The organism is Pseudoalteromonas sp. MTN2-4 (assembly GCF_042848605.1).
In the GTDB taxonomy this organism is placed as follows: domain Bacteria; phylum Pseudomonadota; class Gammaproteobacteria; order Enterobacterales; family Alteromonadaceae; genus Pseudoalteromonas.
Genome location: NZ_BTGK01000009.1, coordinates 31,474 through 47,017, shown reverse-complemented (window position 1 = coordinate 47,017; position 15,544 = coordinate 31,474). Strand labels below are relative to the sequence as shown.

Below are 15,544 nucleotides of genomic sequence, written 5' to 3'. Positions count from 1 at the left end.
TTATTTTATCGCTTTACTTAGTATCGTCAGTTGCCTGCTTATTTAATGTGATATCAGACCAAACCAGACGATGATCTGAGCTTTGCAGACCCGGCCCGACTAGATGATAGTTCTCGTCGGTTTTACTCGGCCAAAATACCGCTGTTTGCTCAACCTGAATACCAAATGTTGATGGGATCACATAATCAGCACGCATCTTCCAATCTGCAGTATGAGTCGCGGCAAACTGATTATTAGGTGCATTCTCAACGCCACCCACACTTACAGGCGTGAGCTTGCTATTAATATATTCACTGGCAAATAATTTAGCCATTGGGTTGCCCGTACCATTGCCTTCATCAGGAGAAGCATTTAAATCGCCCATGATCACAAAGCGCTTATTCTTGCCTAACCCACCTTTTTGGCCTTTATCGTCATAAATATAGTCTGATGCATTTGGATTCACATAATCCCACCAAAAGCGAATTTCATCATGGTTACGTAAGCCATTCCTGTCTTCTTTACCGTCAAACACGGGTGGTGTTGGGTGACTGGCAAGCACATGAATGATTTCATTCCCCACTTTAACTGGCACATCCCAATGGCTTTTCGACGACAGCCTAAAGATTTCAAACTCTTCGTTACTATACCAGGCTTCACCCGTCTCTGGGTTTACTGGCAGCGTTGCATTGGGCATGTCTTTCCATAAGAACTTTTGGAAAGTGCGTACTTCATCTGTGATGATTGGATGCTGCGATAACAACACCATGGCATATTGCCCAGGAAAGACCCCAAAGCCATAAGCATCACCACCGCCGACACCCGCTTTGCCGTCATTGTTTAAATCAAATTCAGTGACAATACCCGTGTTAGATTCTGCAAAGTAAAAATAAGGATAATCAATGCCTTTCACACCATTTTGACTGACGTTTAAGTAATTTTTAAGCAGCGCTTTCACCGCACTGCCATCAGCTACATAATCGAACTCCGCCAGTAATAACACCTCAGGACGAACGCGTTGAATGATCTCTGCCACTTTTTTAATTTGTGTATCGTTACCGCTTTGCACATCAGCCAGAATATCGCCGGCATTTTTACGATTTAAATACGCATTAAAAACCGCAACTCGAAGCTCACCTTGCTTAGCAGGCACACCCAAATCACGGGTTTGCGTTTGGCTTTGTATTTCTTGAGATGACAATCTAGTCGACTCATTAGTGTTTGAATGATTCAACGAACACCCTGCCACACTTAAACTGGCTAATATGCTAAACACCAATACACTTTTATTCATGAAAATATCCTTTACGTGCTGAGCCCGGTTCCCAGCAGCTGTTAGAATTTAAAATCGCCTTAGAGTAAATACTTAATTTCAATAACTCAACGCATTACGACGAGTCACTAAGCATAGCCCTTAACGCAAAAAACCTCGCGAATGCGAGGTTTTTTATAAGCGTTTAGTGCTTGGTGGATGATTACATCATGCCGCCCATGCCACCCATTCCGCCCATACCACCCATGTCTGGTGCAGCTGGTGCTTCTTGCGGGATTTCAGAAACCATTGCTTCTGTTGTGATCATAAGACCCGCAACTGATGCAGCGAACTGAAGTGCTGAACGCGTTACTTTAGTTGGATCTAGGATACCCATTTCGATCATATCGTTGTAAGTACCGTTTGCCGCGTTGTAACCATAGTTACCTTCGCCACCTTTTACGTTGTTTACAACAACTGATGCTTCGTCACCTGCGTTTGAAACGATTTGACGAAGTGGTGCCTCCATTGCACGAAGTGCTACTTTAACACCATGGTTTTGGTCTTCGTTGTCACCTGTCAGCTCAGCAATCTTGCTTGCTACGCGAACTAGTGCAACACCACCACCTGGTACAACACCTTCTTCAACCGCTGCGCGAGTTGCGTGTAGTGCATCTTCAACGCGGTCTTTCTTCTCTTTCATTTCAACTTCAGTTGCAGCACCTACTTTGATTACTGCTACGCCGCCAGCTAGTTTAGCCATACGCTCTTGTAGCTTTTCTTTGTCGTAATCAGAGGTTGCTTCTGCGATTTGTGCCTTGATCTGCTCAACACGACCATCAATTGCCGCTTGCTCGCCAACACCGTCGATGATTGTTGTGTCATCTTTAGTGATAACAACGCGCTTAGCTGTACCTAGGTCTTCAATCGTCGCTTTTTCAAGCTCTAGACCAATCTCTTCAGAGATAACTGTACCGCCAGTTAGAATTGCGATGTCTTGTAGCATTGCTTTACGACGGTCGCCGAAACCTGGGGCTTTAACCGCAGCAACTTTCACGATGCCACGCATGTTGTTAACTACTAGCGTTGCTAGTGCTTCACCTTCAAGGTCTTCAGCAATGATAAGTAGTGGCTTGCTTGTTTTAGCAACCGCTTCTAGCGTAGGAAGTAGCTCACGGATGTTAGATACTTTTTTGTCTACTAAAAGAATGTGCGGGTTATCTAGCTCAACTTGGCCTTTTTCAGCGTTGTTGATGAAGTAAGGAGATAGGTAACCGCGGTCAAACTGCATACCTTCTACTACGTCTAGTTCGTTCTCTAGAGACTGACCTTCTTCAACTGTAATAACACCAGACTCACGGCCTACTTTTTCCATTGCTTCTGCAATGATGTCACCGATTTCTTTGTCTGAGTTAGCTGAAATAGTACCTACCTGTGCGATTGCAGTTGCGTCTGCACAAGGAACTGAAAGCGCTTTTAGTTCTTCCACTGCAGCAACAACTGCTTTGTCGATACCACGCTTAAGGTCCATTGGGTTCATACCCGCAGCAACCGCTTTAAGGCCTTCATTCACAATAGCTTGTGCTAGTACAGTTGCAGTTGTAGTACCGTCACCTGCAGCGTCATTTGCTTTAGACGCTACTTCTTTAACCATCTGCGCGCCCATGTTTTCGAACTTGTCTTCTAGTTCGATTTCTTTCGCTACAGATACACCATCTTTAGTAATAGTTGGTGCACCAAATGACTTGTCTAAAACAACGTTACGGCCTTTTGGACCTAAAGTTACTTTTACTGCGTTTGCCAGTACGTTTACGCCCGCTAACATTTTTGTGCGTGCGTCACCTGCGAATAATACTTCTTTAGCTGCCATGTCTTATATTCCTCTCAATTCTGTATGTAAAAACCGTAAGTTCGACTTATTCAACAATACCTAAGATATTGTCTTCGCGCATGATCAGGTACTCTTGACCTTCGATCTTCTCTGTTTTCTCAATGTATGAGCCAAACAGCACTGTGTCGCCTGCTTTTACTTGAAGTGCTCTCACCTCACCATTGTCCAACACGCGACCGTTACCAACAGCAACGATTTCACCACGAGTTGATTTTTCTGCAGCAGAACCAGTTAGTACGATACCGCCAGCAGACTTTGTTTCTTCTTCTAGACGCTTAACAATAACGCGATCATGTAAAGGACGAATGTTCATGTGTGTTGTTCTCCTAACAATTTGAACAATGACAGAATGTTAATTTTCTACCAATTAAGCCCAATAGCCTTGGGCTAAAACTTTAAATATTTGTTGCAACTCTTTATGGGGATGTATTTTTCAAAACCCAAGAGAAAAAATTAAAAAATTTTTAATCTTTCCGTTTATATTCACCTTCAAAGGTGTTCGAACCGTCAACATTACGCTCTGGTTGACGAGGTTGCGCGTCTTCAAACGGACGATTTGCTTGCTGCTCAAAAGGGTTGTTTTGCTGCGTACTTTGTTGACCGCTTTGACCAAAGCCTGCGCCAAAACCACCACCAAAGCCAGTTTGTACTTTTACTGATGCTTGTGCCAATAACGCCTTAGATAATGAGCGGCGCACAGCTGGGGTTAATAAAAGAAAACCAAGTACGTCAGTCATAATACCCGGAGTCATCAATAGTACACCTGCGATTATCACACACAGACCGGTAAAAATGTGCTCGCCCGGCAACTGGCCCTGTGCCATTTGTTGCTGCACATTGGTATACGCACCTAAACCTTGTTGTTTAACACATTTAGCACCGATGATGGCGGTTATAATGACTAATGCGATGGTCGCAAACCCACCGATCACATCACTCACTTGAATAAGTAGCGCAATCTCAATAATGGGAACCACAATAAAAAGCAAAAATAAAATACGGAACATAGTGTCTCCTAAAGTCAATGAAAGAGAAATATGGCTAGTTCGGTCTATTTTCAAGTAATCTGGCGCAAAATACACCTTGATATGGCAACTTTATTGTAAGTTTGCGTAAACGAGCGTTTGGGCTAGCACATTCATTGCGCTAGTATGATACCAATCCTCAATAATACTTAATCATTTTGAGGGACTAAAACTGACGCTAGCTTCGTTAAAAATTTCTTATTTAGAGCAACTAAATAGCAAAATTTTCACCTTGCTATCGAGCAGTTTTCCTTGCCTCAAAATAGCTCACTTAATTAAGAGGATTGGTATGACACGTGGTTTCGATGAACAGGTTTTAGAGAAAAGCACCTAATGACAAGCGATAATAAAATTGTACTCACCACATGTGAGACTGAAAATGACGCGCGCAAACTTGCTGCGATACTCGTTGAAAAAAAATTGGCTGCCTGTGTAAACATTTTGCCCGAAGTGGAGTCTGTGTATGTATGGCAAGGAAAAGTTGCACAGCAAACAGAAAGTAAACTTTTCATTAAGACCAACGTACAACGCTTGGAAGAATTAATGGCATGTATTAAATGCCACCACAGCTATGATGTGCCTGAGATCCAAGTTCTTGATGTATCGACTGGCAACCCTGACTATTTTAATTGGATAAATGAGGTACTGAGTTAATGCGCATAGTGGCATTTTTGCTTTGCTTGCTGTTTATGCTTCCCGCACAAGCAGCGAACAACACGGTGTTAAATAGCCTTTTAGCCCCAAAACAACAAACCTTCTTACCGGTAAACGAAGCTTTTCAGTTCGATTTCGATCAGCAAGGCACTATTTTATTCACTGGCTGGGAAATAGCACCTGGTTACTACATTTATAAGCATAAGCTCGAAATCATTGCAAAGAATGCCAAAATCAAAGTGCCGGAACTCGACCCTGGTATTGAAATAGAAGATGAGTTCTTTGGTAAGACTGAAGTGTACTTTGATGAGCTGGTTGTTGTTTCTAGACTGAGTGACATTGGTGAAGATGCCGTCGTTAAAATTCGCTATCAAGGCTGTGCCGAAGCTGGACTCTGTTACCCACCAGAAGTGATCACTCTTCCGCTTTCTATGCTGAACAAGGCATCAGATAAGCCAAGTAAAACCACTGAAACGGCTGCACCAGCAGGTAATAATAGTAACGACTTCGTCAATAAACTCGCTGAACAAGACTTTTTAACCAACCTAGCTGTGTTTTTTGGGGTTGGCGTGCTGCTAGCATTTACACCGTGCGTGTTCCCTATGTTCCCTATCCTATCTAGTTTGATTGCCGGCCAATCAAAGTTATCGACGAAAAAAGCATTCGCACTGTCATTTGTGTATGTACAAGGCATGGCCGTCACTTACGCTGCGCTTGGTCTGGTTGTGGCTGCGGTTGGAGGGCAAATTCAAGGTTACTTACAAAGTCCTGCGGTACTGATTAGCTTCAGTTTACTGTTTGTATTACTAGCTTTTGCCATGTTTGGTTGGTACGAAATTAAACTACCAGAAAAGTTTATGACGCGTTTAACTAACGTCAGCAACCAACAAAAAGGGGGTAACTATACGGGCGTTTTCTTTATGGGTGTGCTTTCTGGCCTAATTGCTTCACCGTGTACCACGGCTCCGCTCTCTGCTGCCCTACTATATGTTGCGCAAAGTGGCGACTATCTCGTGGGTGGTTTAACTCTCTATGTGCTAAGCCTTGGCATGGGCCTACCACTTTTACTATTGGGTACTTCTGGCGGTAAATTGCTGCCTAAAGCTGGCGCTTGGATGGAGCAAGTGAAGATGCTGTTTGGCTTCGTGATGCTGGTTGTGCCTTTAGTCTTGTTAGAGCGTATTCTTGAATGGAATACCATTCTTTTACTTGGCAGCGTTTGGCTGATTATTACCGCACTATTTTTGCACCATTGGCAAAGCCAAGAGCAAGCCAGTAAGCTTAAAACAACACTTTGGGCTGCTGCCGTGTTATTCATGATAGGTGGTGTATTAACGGCAAAGCATGTATTAATGCCACCAGCCAAAGTAACAACTGTTGCTACCGCATCTGATGGTAAGTTTAAACTGCTGCCGGATTTAGCTGCACTGCGTGAAGAAGTCGCCCAAGCTAACCAACAAGGTAAAATTGCCATGGTCGATTTATACGCTGATTGGTGTGTCGCCTGTAAAGAGTTTGAGAAATACACCTTCTCAGACGACAAAGTGAAGCAAGCGTTTAAAGACTTCTCTTTGTTGAAGCTCGATCTGACCGTGACCAATGAGGTGAGTAAAGAGATTTACCAAACCTTTAATGTGATTGGTTTACCTGCCATCTTATTTTTTGATGCGCAAGGCAATGAGCTGAGTAATTTACGGATCACTGGCTTTCAAAGCGCCGAAGAATTTACATCTCATCTAGAAAAAGTCCGCCAAACCGTACAATAATCATACAAACCTTAGGCTGTGAGCTGATAAATTCAGCAAGCAGCCTAGGCTATTGACCTACCTCATCACCTTGCTGATTAGACCAGTATTTTGCTGCTATTTAACACGAACTCTCTATAATAGTCTGCGAACGTGAGAAAAAGTTGCTATTTTCAATCGAACGGCTTAGTTTAACGAACTAAATAGAGTGAGTTTTTAGTTTGTTATAGCTTTTAAGGAATTTCGCGAATTATGTCTGCAAAATTTAAGATTTTAGTACTCAATGGCCCAAACTTGAATATGTTAGGCCGTAGAGAGCCTGATAAATATGGCACACAGACTTTGCCTGACATTGTGAACAACCTTGAAAAGCAAGCTGAGCAACTGAATATCACGCTGACACATGTACAAAGTAATAGTGAAGCAGAGCTAATAAATACAATTCATGATGCATGGCAAGCTATCGATGCCATTGTCATTAACCCTGCCGCTTTTACTCATACCAGTATCGCACTGCGCGATGCGCTATTAAGTGTCAGCATACCGTTTTTCGAAGTGCATTTATCTAACGTACATGCACGCGAACCTTTTCGCCATAAGTCTTATTTTTCTGACGTGGCCGAAGGGGTGATATGTGGATTAGGCGCACTAGGTTATGAGGCAGCATTAAATGCCGCACATCATCTACTGCACAACAAAAATAACGCAAATTAACTAACAGGCGGGCCATCATGGACATTCGCAAAATTAAAAAACTTATCGAATTAGTAGAAGAATCAGGTATTGCAGAGCTAGAGATCACTGAAGGTGAAGAGTCGGTACGTATTAACCGTCACAGTAGCGCTCCAGTTATTGCAGCACAACCACAGCATTATGCTGCAGCACCAGCTCCTGTAGCTGCACCTGCGGCGGCACCTACACCAGCAGCTGAAGCGGCTCCAGCAGCAGCGGCAGAGCCTGCGGGTCATAAAGTACTTTCTCCAATGGTTGGTACTTTCTACGCAGCGGCTTCTCCTGAAGCACCTAAGTACGTTGAAGTTGGTCAGTCTGTAAACGTTGGCGACACACTATGCATCGTTGAAGCGATGAAGATGATGAACCAAATCGAAGCTGACAAAGCGGGTGTAGTTAAAGCTATCCTAGTTGAAAACGGTGAGCCAGTAGAGTTCGACCAACCACTATTTATCATCGAATAATCACGCAATAGAAGGCAAATGCTATGTTAGACAAAGTAGTCATTGCGAACCGAGGTGAAATTGCACTTCGCGTATTGCGTGCCTGTAAAGAGCTAGGTATTAAAACGGTTGCTGTGCATTCAACAGCTGACCGTGACTTAAAGCACGTGCTACTTGCAGACGAAACGATTTGTATCGGTAAACCAGCTGCTGCTGAGAGTTACTTAGATATTCCTCGTATTATTGCTGCGGCTGAAGTAACTGACGCAGTTGCAATTCACCCCGGCTACGGTTTCTTATCTGAAAATGCTGATTTTGCAGATCAAGTTGAGCAAAGTGGCTTCGTATTTATCGGCCCTAAAGGCGACACAATTCGCCTAATGGGTGACAAAGTGTCAGCCATCGAAGCGATGCGTAAAGCGGGTGTACCTTGTGTACCAGGTTCTGACGGTCCACTGACAGAAGACAACGAGCGTAACGTTCAAATTGCTAAGCGTATTGGTTACCCGGTAATCATCAAAGCAGCTGGCGGCGGCGGTGGTCGTGGTATGCGTGTTGTTCGCTCTGAACAAGAGTTAATTGATTCAATCGCATTAACCCAACAGGAAGCAAAACAGTTCTTTGGTAATGGCATGGTTTACATGGAGAAATTCCTTGAAAACCCACGTCATATCGAAGTTCAAGTGTTAGCTGATGGTCAAGGTAATGCAATTCACTTAGGTGAGCGTGACTGTTCAATGCAGCGTCGTCACCAGAAAGTCGTTGAAGAAGCACCAGCACCTGGTATTACAGCTGAAATGCGTAAGTTCATCGGTGACCGTTGTACACGTGCATGTATCGAAATCGGTTATCGCGGTGCAGGTACGTTCGAATTCCTATACGAAAATGGCGAATTCTACTTCATCGAAATGAATACTCGTATTCAGGTAGAGCACCCTGTAACTGAAATGGTTACTGGTGTTGACCTAATCAAAGAGCAGCTGAAAATCGCTGCGGGTCAACCTCTATCAATCACACAAGATGACGTTGTGATCAAAGGCCACGCCATTGAGTGTCGTATTAACGCAGAAGATCCTGTGAGCTTTATTCCTTCACCGGGTAAAATCACACGCTTCCACCCTGCAGGCGGCTTAGGTATTCGTTGGGACAGCCACATTTATGCTGACTACAGCGTACCACCACATTACGACTCAATGATCGGTAAGCTTATCACTTATGGTGAGAACCGTGACGTTGCAATCGCGCGTGCGCGTAATGCTTTAAATGAATTAGTAATTGATGGTATTAAAACCAACACACCATTACATAAAGACATCCTTGCGGATGAGCACTTCCAAAATGGTGGCACGAACATTCATTACCTCGAGAAAAAGCTAGGTCTTCAATAAGACACTACTTTTATGAAAAAACCGATATCAATGATATCGGTTTTTTCATGTCTTTAATTCGAAGCTAATACCAATCCGCTTAACTAAGCGGTCTATTTTGAGGTAAGAAAACCTTGTTGGTAGCAAGGCAAATATTTCGTTATTTAGTTGTTCTAATTGAGAGATCTTTAACGCAGCTATCATCAGGTTTAATCCCTCAAAATGATTAAGTGTTATTGCGGATTGGTATAAACTATTGCTTAAGCTGTTCCACCCACTGTGATTTCGTCGATCTTCAAGCTTGGCTGGCCCACACCAACCGGCACACTTTGGCCATCTTTACCACATACGCCGACACCGCGATCTAGCTCTAAATCGTTACCGACCATAGAGATCTTATGCATTACATCTGGTCCATTGCCGATTAAGGTTGCACCTTTAATCGGTTGCGTGATTTTGCCATCTTCAATTAAATACGCTTCAGAGGCTGAGAATACAAACTTACCCGAAGTAATATCAACCTGACCACCACCGAAGTTTGACGCAAACACGCCTTTTTTCACGGTACTGATGATCTCTTCTTGGCTGTGCTCACCCGGTAACATATAGGTATTGGTCATGCGCGGCATGGGTAAGTGCGCGTAAGACTCGCGACGACCATTACCGGTTGGAGCCACACCCATCAGCCGCGCATTCATCTTATCTTGCATGTAGCCTTTCAGAATACCATTCTCAATAAGCACGTTATAACCCGCTGGCGTGCCTTCATCATCTATGTTTAAGGAGCCACGACGGTCAGCAATAGTGCCATCATCGACTACTGTACATAAACTAGAAGCTACTTTCTCGCCCACTTTACCGCTAAATGCCGATGCGCCTTTACGGTTAAAGTCGCCTTCTAAACCGTGACCTACCGCTTCGTGTAACAACACGCCTGGCCAACCAGCACCCAACACAACAGGCATAGCGCCTGCTGGCGCGTCAATCGCCTCCAGGTTTACTTTTGCCATACGAACCGCTTCTTTGGCGTATTCCATCCAACGTGGCTTGCCGTCGACTAGCTCTTTAAAGTAGCCATAATCTAGGCGTGCACCGCCACCTGCACCGCCACGTTCACGGCGGCCATTCTTCTCAAGTAATACTGAGCAATTAAGGCGGATCAGCGGACGAATGTCAGTCGCAAAAGTGCCATCACTGGCTGCCACTAACACTTCTTCATAGACCGCAGACATCGAGCTAACAACCTGCTGTGCACCAGGTGCAAGCTCACGAATGTAGTTTTCAATCTCTTTTAAAAGCGCAACTTTGTCGTTATCACTCATACTGGTGATTGGTTGCAGTGGCGCAAATTGCTGCTTAGCTGTAACGTCACTAAATACTTGTACTGCTTTGCTTTCGCCCGTTTGCGCAATACTACGCGCAGCCATTGCCGCTTTATTTAATGCTTCGATGTTGATGGCATCTGAATATGAGAAACCGGTTTTTTCACCTGAAACCGCACGTACACCGACACCACGCTCGATGTTATAACTGCCTTCTTTTACTAGGCCGTCTTCTAGCACCCAAGTCTCGTTATAACTTGATTGAAAGTATAAATCTGCGTAATCAACTTGATGTTGGTGAATATAGCTTAGAGTTTGCTCGAGTTGCTCTCTGGTAAGCTGACTATCCGTTAATAAGTTCTGCTCAACATTATTCATAAAACGTGCTCTTAAATCGGTTATGTTGGTGCACAGGTAAACTGGCACGAACTTGTTGGAGTTCTGATAAATCTAGCTGACACTCTATGTTTGTCAGCTCAGTTTTGGCATTCGCTAACACCTCACCCCAAGGTGAGATAGCAACACTGTGGCCGTAAGTCGCTCTGCCATTGTCATGCTGTCCTACTTGTGCTGCCGCCAATACATAGCATTGTGTTTCTATGGCTCGGGCTTGCAGTAAAGGCAACCAATGTGCTTTTCCGGTGACTGTAGTAAATGCGCTAGGGACTAAAATAATATCTGCACCCAGTGCCATCATCTTCTGATAAAGGCCTGCAAAACGCACATCATAACATACACTTAAACCAATTCTGCCAAAGGGCGAATCGACAACCACCACATCACTGCCCGCTTGGGTAAACTTGGACTCTCGATAGCCACCACTACCATCTTGTACTTGCGCATCAAATAAATGGATCTTGTTATATTGCGCTACAACCTCACCCTGTTCATTAAAGAGTAGGCTGGCAGCATAGTATTTACCAGTATTTTCAGAGGGTAATGCAATGGTGCCTGCAGCAAGCCAAATACCAAATTGGCGACATAGTTGCGCTAACTTCTCAACCCAAAGGTGGTTGCTTTTACTCTGTTCAAGCGTGGTTGCACCATCTTTGTTAAAGCATATCCAAGTTTCGGGCAAACAGACTAAAGCCGGTTGTTTTAAATTTGCTTGGGTAAGTTGCTGTTGCAGATAGTTGAAGTTTTGCTCTGCGCTCATGGTTGAGCACATCTGCACAATAAAAGCCTGAGGATGCATTAATTTCCTCCTTCGTTCGCTTTATCTGTGTTTTTGCTTTGTACGTTTTGTTGTGTTTTTACTGGGATTTGACCTGTCACTAACGTCCCAGCTTTAACCGGACTAGCACTCAAAGAAGGCTGGCTTAAGGCCTCACCTTCAACAACTGGCTGAGAGGCTGGTTGTTCACTCGGTGCTGGGGGTTCACTTTGTGCAGGTTTAGGGATCTCGATTTCACGACTCTTTCTGTCAATCTCCGTCACCACAGGCTCTTGCATGGTGCCTGTGACTTTAAACTTAATTTCAGAGATAACCCTTGCCGAGTGCAATACTTGGTCGAGTGCCAAAGCGGCAATACCCGTTACCGGATTCACCATCCAGCCCACAATCACAGGCAAACTCGAGGTCACCTGAGGCGCAACCGCTAAATCATAGTTAATTTCTTGGGTGTCTAAATTGGCAAAGCCTTGAATGGTCAAATCGGCGGGAACCCCATCCATTTTCGTGTCTTTGGTGTACGCGATCCCTTCTGCGATTTGCATGCTGCCTTCCATACTGTTGTAGAAGAAGCCTTTTGAGAAGACATCACGAAAATCAAGTTTTAGCTTGCGTACCAAAGAGTCGAGACTAAGCAGTGAGAAGACTCGGGCGCCTTTATCACTGATCTCTGATAAATGACCTTCGCCCAACTCCCATTGAATGTCTCCCGCTAGGCTAGGCACATGGACTTTATAAGGCGCGCCTTGCCAACTCAATTGATAGTGCATATTGGCTTTTGAATCTTTAATTGACGAGGTTAAGTCGAACTCTGAAAGCAACTCACCAATATCACGACTATTCATGATGCCGCTGATCTCCGTCATGCCGTCTTGCCAGCTACCTTGACCTCGAAATACATGATCTTGCTTATCAACCACTAACTCTGAAATATTAAACTTTTCCCCATCACCAAACATAGACAATGACACTTTATCTAGTTGATAGGTTTTCACTTTACAATCAGCACACAACATCTCAATGGCAGGCATACGGGTGAGCCATTGTAACGATTCAGCACTGTCAGGTTTTGAGGAGACTGTATCTGGTTCTGTTTCAGGTATATTTAAACGTAAATAATCACTATCTATCTGGATAGGTCGACTTGAGCCACCTTCTGGTACCGCGACCGTCGCACGTAACTCTTTGGCATTGAGACGGATTTTTGTGCCTGTTGCAACTGGCTCCAAACGCATTTCAAAATCGTTAAACGGTAAGCCTGAAATGGTTAACGTATCTATCTGCGCAGCTATTTCATGGAGCTTAGGCAACATACTAGGACTATCTGAAGGCTGAGCGCTGATCTGGATTAATCGATCAATAAAATCTACCCACGGCACCAATGCTATTTCAGGTAACTCAATAGACACCTGAAAATCTTGTTGCGCTAAACCTCGGTCTTGTCGTGCTGCAATGATATGGGTATTGCTAAAACGACCAGTTTCATTTTCTAAAATGGCATTAAAGAATAGCTTTTCTTGAATACTCGCCGTGATAAGGTTTGAAATGTCGTCGCCACGTACTTGACCAGATAAGGGCCAACTGGTTTCAGCTTTTTTGCTGTAAGGCAATGGCAAAGAACTTTCTAAGCCGATTAAGTCCGATGTAAATTTGGCGTCATATGTGAATCCTTGTGGTGCAAAGTCTAATGTAACTTGTGTGTTTAAGTCGGTTGTTCCTACTAGGTAACCGTCCATGATCCCATGCCCATAAGGTAATAACTTGTCCGTACTCGCTTTTAGTAACGTATCTATTTCAACCTTGTAAGCTTGCGCCAGTGATTCACCATGTACAGACAAGGTCAGAGGCATCTCTAGCCAAGATGCACTCGCCGCTTTTAAATCTATAACCTCATCATCAAATGTTAATGTCCCGCTCACCTGATTTAACTGCATGCCCGGTTGAGCTAAATAGACTGAGTTATCATCCAATAACACTCGACCTGTGGCGTTTACGGCGAGACTTTTTAAGTCAATATCTAGTAACACATCTCCCGTCACCGCGCCTTGTGCTTGTACCACATCAAAGACGTTTGTTAAGGGATCTTTTAAAGGCGTTTTTGCAAAAAATGCACCTAAGCTTTGTGCTTGCGTTGTTTGTTTGATATCAACAGTGAGGTTATTTGCCTGTTCTAAATTTGCCAGACTCACTAGCACACCACCGTCAATTGACTGATTGATCAGCTTGCCCTCATCAACGTAAATATCCATACGCTCGTTGGCAAAGTGCAGTGTCGCAGCCGCTTCTTTGACTGCGGGCCATTCGGGCGCAAAGGCAAACTCTGTCTGGCTGAGTTCTGATAAAACTTCGAATCGACCTGTTTTATCTATATACGGAAAGTCTGTTAACTTGCCTGAAAGCAACACTTGAGAACCTAGATGCTGACCCGCTTTAATGGCATCATTTAAGTAATTGATGAGTGATTCAGCCATTAACGTCTGTGGAAAATAGTGCTTCGCGATTTGCCCGTTACCACCTTTTACTTCAACGTATAAATCAAGTTCAGGTTGTTCAAGTAACCGCAACTGCATTTCTGCTGCGAGGGTTAAGTCTTGATTATCTAGCCAGATAGAGTCACTGGTGACACGCCAATGACCATTAAACTTATCTATATCAAAACGCCCTGCTAATTGCTCATAAGCAATCGGTTTGGCAAACATATCCGCAGTATGTAATTGCCCTTGTTGCGAATATAGCTCTATAACTGCCTGCTCACCTATCGCTTTTACTTCTAATCGCAGTGGCTCAGTAGCAGGAATACCTCGGGCATACTGCCAGTTTAGTTTGTCAGAATAGAGCCACACTTTTGGTTCGGTATTGGTTTCAAATTCTAACTTACCTTGTAGTGCCCCTTCTGGGGCTAACTCAGCAATTAAGTCTGTATTTGGTAAATTGGTTAATTGAATAAACTCTGAAATAAGTGGTAAATCCAGCCCCTTAAACCATACTGATTGGCGCTCTGCCAATTCAGCAACTATCGCAATATCAGTGTAAGCAAGATTATTACGGGTGAAGTTAATCTCTGAACTTTGTAACGACCACCCTGACCTGCTTGGCAACATCAAGCCTTTTGCCTGCATTAAGCTAAGTTGCTGTGCTTGATTATCTTGTTGCCAATGAATATGGCTCGGCTGCATATTCAACTGAATGTTTTTGACCTTACCATGTGCCAATGACATCCACATTTGACCGTTGATATCGGTGTATAAGTTTTGTTTATTTTCGTCTAGATAAGGCGATAGCCAATCTTGCAGATCTACTTGGGAAGCTTGAAAGTAAACCTCTCCGGCTAATTCAGCCAATGTCTTTCCCGTTAAGAGTAAATCAGCACTTAATTGCCCTTCGGTGAGTCCAGGGATCCCAACCACACCTGTACCTCGGTGTGCCAAAACATTGTTTTGCCAAATAACATCCTCAAGAAGCAGGGTATGCTCTTTGCCATTGCGCATCGTGAGGTTAAGACTACTATTTTTGATTGCAAAGTGTCCTGATTCCCCCAGAAATAAACTTTCTATTAAAGCCTGTTGTTCAAACTCGGTGTCGCTTTGTTGAGTTGAGATATCCAGTGCATTTAAATCGACATCTGCAGCAAAGCCTTCTAAAACAAAATAGTCAGATCTCAGCTGCAGAAAGCGCAAAGACTCAATGACGTTAATTTGTAGACTGGTGTTATCGATACGCAGTCGGATTGGCGAGTTGTTGTTATCGTCAAAGGTGACGTCTTCAAGCACTAAGGCAGGGCCTACGCCCTCCCAGCTCGCAGTGATTGAGCCGATACGTAAGTCGACGTTAAACTGCTCATTGATGAGCACTTCTAGGTCGTGTTTATAGTTATTAGCATAAGGCAGGCTATAGCGAAAAACAGAGACCAAAACGGCAAGCAAAACCAGTGTGACAGCAATCAGTTGCCACACTTTTCGCAAA

General features: G+C 43.9%; 12 protein-coding genes. 5 read left to right on the top strand and 7 right to left on the bottom strand.

The annotated features are described in order from the left end of the window. Positions 1–13: 13 nt before the first annotated feature. The 4 genes from ACGHEH_RS17540 to ACGHEH_RS17525 form a co-directional block, all read right to left on the bottom strand. Positions 14–1,273, bottom strand: coding sequence for an endonuclease/exonuclease/phosphatase family protein (locus ACGHEH_RS17540; protein ID WP_390447930.1), 1,260 nt, complete (start codon positions 1,271–1,273; stop codon positions 14–16). Between the two features lie 181 nt (positions 1,274–1,454). Next, positions 1,455–3,101 (bottom strand): chaperonin GroEL, encoded by a 1,647-nt coding sequence (groL, locus tag ACGHEH_RS17535; RefSeq protein ID WP_390447928.1) that lies wholly within the window; start codon positions 3,099–3,101, stop codon positions 1,455–1,457. Positions 3,102–3,147: 46 nt separating this feature from the next. Beyond that, on the bottom strand, positions 3,148–3,435 hold the full coding sequence (locus ACGHEH_RS17530; RefSeq protein ID WP_058028548.1) for a co-chaperone GroES: 288 nt from the start codon (positions 3,433–3,435) through the stop codon (positions 3,148–3,150). A 151-nt stretch (positions 3,436–3,586) separates the two neighbouring features. Beyond that, the gene (locus ACGHEH_RS17525; RefSeq protein ID WP_138629624.1) at positions 3,587–4,129 is read right to left on the bottom strand and encodes an FxsA family protein; all 543 of its coding nucleotides are present in this window, start codon (positions 4,127–4,129) and stop codon (positions 3,587–3,589) included. A 351-nt stretch (positions 4,130–4,480) separates the two neighbouring features. Here ACGHEH_RS17525 and cutA point away from each other — a divergent pair, with 351 nt between their 5' ends. The 5 genes from cutA (at position 4,481) to accC (ending at position 9,109) form a co-directional block, all read left to right on the top strand. Beyond that, positions 4,481–4,801, top strand: a complete 321-nt coding sequence (gene cutA, locus ACGHEH_RS17520; RefSeq protein ID WP_390447925.1) for a divalent-cation tolerance protein CutA — start codon at positions 4,481–4,483, stop codon at positions 4,799–4,801. Then, the gene (locus ACGHEH_RS17515; RefSeq protein WP_390447923.1) at positions 4,801–6,567 is read left to right on the top strand and encodes a protein-disulfide reductase DsbD; all 1,767 of its coding nucleotides are present in this window, start codon (positions 4,801–4,803) and stop codon (positions 6,565–6,567) included. The genes cutA and ACGHEH_RS17515 overlap by 1 nt, the downstream gene beginning before the upstream one ends. A gap of 231 nt (positions 6,568–6,798) precedes the next feature. Further along, the gene (aroQ, locus tag ACGHEH_RS17510; protein ID WP_349284788.1) at positions 6,799–7,260 is read left to right on the top strand and encodes a type II 3-dehydroquinate dehydratase; all 462 of its coding nucleotides are present in this window, start codon (positions 6,799–6,801) and stop codon (positions 7,258–7,260) included. 17 nt (positions 7,261–7,277) lie between these two features. Next, positions 7,278–7,742 carry an acetyl-CoA carboxylase biotin carboxyl carrier protein gene (accB, locus tag ACGHEH_RS17505; RefSeq protein ID WP_390447919.1) on the top strand — a complete coding sequence of 155 codons (465 nt, stop codon included), beginning with the start codon at positions 7,278–7,280 and terminating at the stop codon, positions 7,740–7,742. Between the two features lie 23 nt (positions 7,743–7,765). Continuing rightward, on the top strand, positions 7,766–9,109 hold the full coding sequence (accC, locus tag ACGHEH_RS17500; RefSeq protein ID WP_390447917.1) for an acetyl-CoA carboxylase biotin carboxylase subunit: 1,344 nt from the start codon (positions 7,766–7,768) through the stop codon (positions 9,107–9,109). A gap of 239 nt (positions 9,110–9,348) precedes the next feature. On the opposite strand, the gene tldD is transcribed toward accC, so the two are convergent. From tldD to ACGHEH_RS17485, 3 genes are read right to left on the bottom strand one after another with little or no spacing between them, the layout of a single operon-like run. After that, complete coding sequence (tldD, locus tag ACGHEH_RS17495) at positions 9,349–10,788, bottom strand: metalloprotease TldD (RefSeq protein WP_390447915.1); 1,440 nt, start codon at positions 10,786–10,788, stop codon at positions 9,349–9,351. After that, entirely contained in the window at positions 10,781–11,605 is an 825-nt protein-coding gene (locus ACGHEH_RS17490; RefSeq protein WP_390447912.1) for a carbon-nitrogen hydrolase family protein, read from the bottom strand. The genes tldD and ACGHEH_RS17490 overlap by 8 nt, the downstream gene beginning before the upstream one ends. After that, positions 11,605–15,534 carry a YhdP family protein gene (locus ACGHEH_RS17485; RefSeq protein ID WP_390447909.1) on the bottom strand — a complete coding sequence of 1,310 codons (3,930 nt, stop codon included), beginning with the start codon at positions 15,532–15,534 and terminating at the stop codon, positions 11,605–11,607. Before ACGHEH_RS17485 ends, ACGHEH_RS17490 begins: the two co-directional genes overlap by 1 nt. Between the last annotated feature and the right edge of the window lie 10 nt (positions 15,535–15,544).

Excerpts from the sequence above, each read along its gene's own strand:
- accB (WP_390447919.1), top strand. The coding sequence starts at position 7,278 with ATGGACATTCGCAAAATTAAAAAACTTATCGAATTAGTAGAAGAATCA.
- ACGHEH_RS17490 (WP_390447912.1), bottom strand. The coding sequence starts at position 11,605 with ATGCATCCTCAGGCTTTTATTGTGCAGATGTGCTCAACCATGAGCGCA.
- aroQ (WP_349284788.1), top strand. The coding sequence starts at position 6,799 with ATGTCTGCAAAATTTAAGATTTTAGTACTCAATGGCCCAAACTTGAAT.
- ACGHEH_RS17540 (WP_390447930.1), bottom strand. The coding sequence starts at position 1,273 with ATGAATAAAAGTGTATTGGTGTTTAGCATATTAGCCAGTTTAAGTGTG.
- accC (WP_390447917.1), top strand. The coding sequence starts at position 7,766 with ATGTTAGACAAAGTAGTCATTGCGAACCGAGGTGAAATTGCACTTCGC.
- cutA (WP_390447925.1), top strand. The coding sequence starts at position 4,481 with ATGACAAGCGATAATAAAATTGTACTCACCACATGTGAGACTGAAAAT.
- ACGHEH_RS17530 (WP_058028548.1), bottom strand. The coding sequence starts at position 3,435 with ATGAACATTCGTCCTTTACATGATCGCGTTATTGTTAAGCGTCTAGAA.
- groL (WP_390447928.1), bottom strand. The coding sequence starts at position 3,101 with ATGGCAGCTAAAGAAGTATTATTCGCAGGTGACGCACGCACAAAAATG.
- ACGHEH_RS17525 (WP_138629624.1), bottom strand. The coding sequence starts at position 4,129 with ATGTTCCGTATTTTATTTTTGCTTTTTATTGTGGTTCCCATTATTGAG.
- tldD (WP_390447915.1), bottom strand. The coding sequence starts at position 10,788 with ATGAATAATGTTGAGCAGAACTTATTAACGGATAGTCAGCTTACCAGA.
- ACGHEH_RS17515 (WP_390447923.1), top strand. The coding sequence starts at position 4,801 with ATGCGCATAGTGGCATTTTTGCTTTGCTTGCTGTTTATGCTTCCCGCA.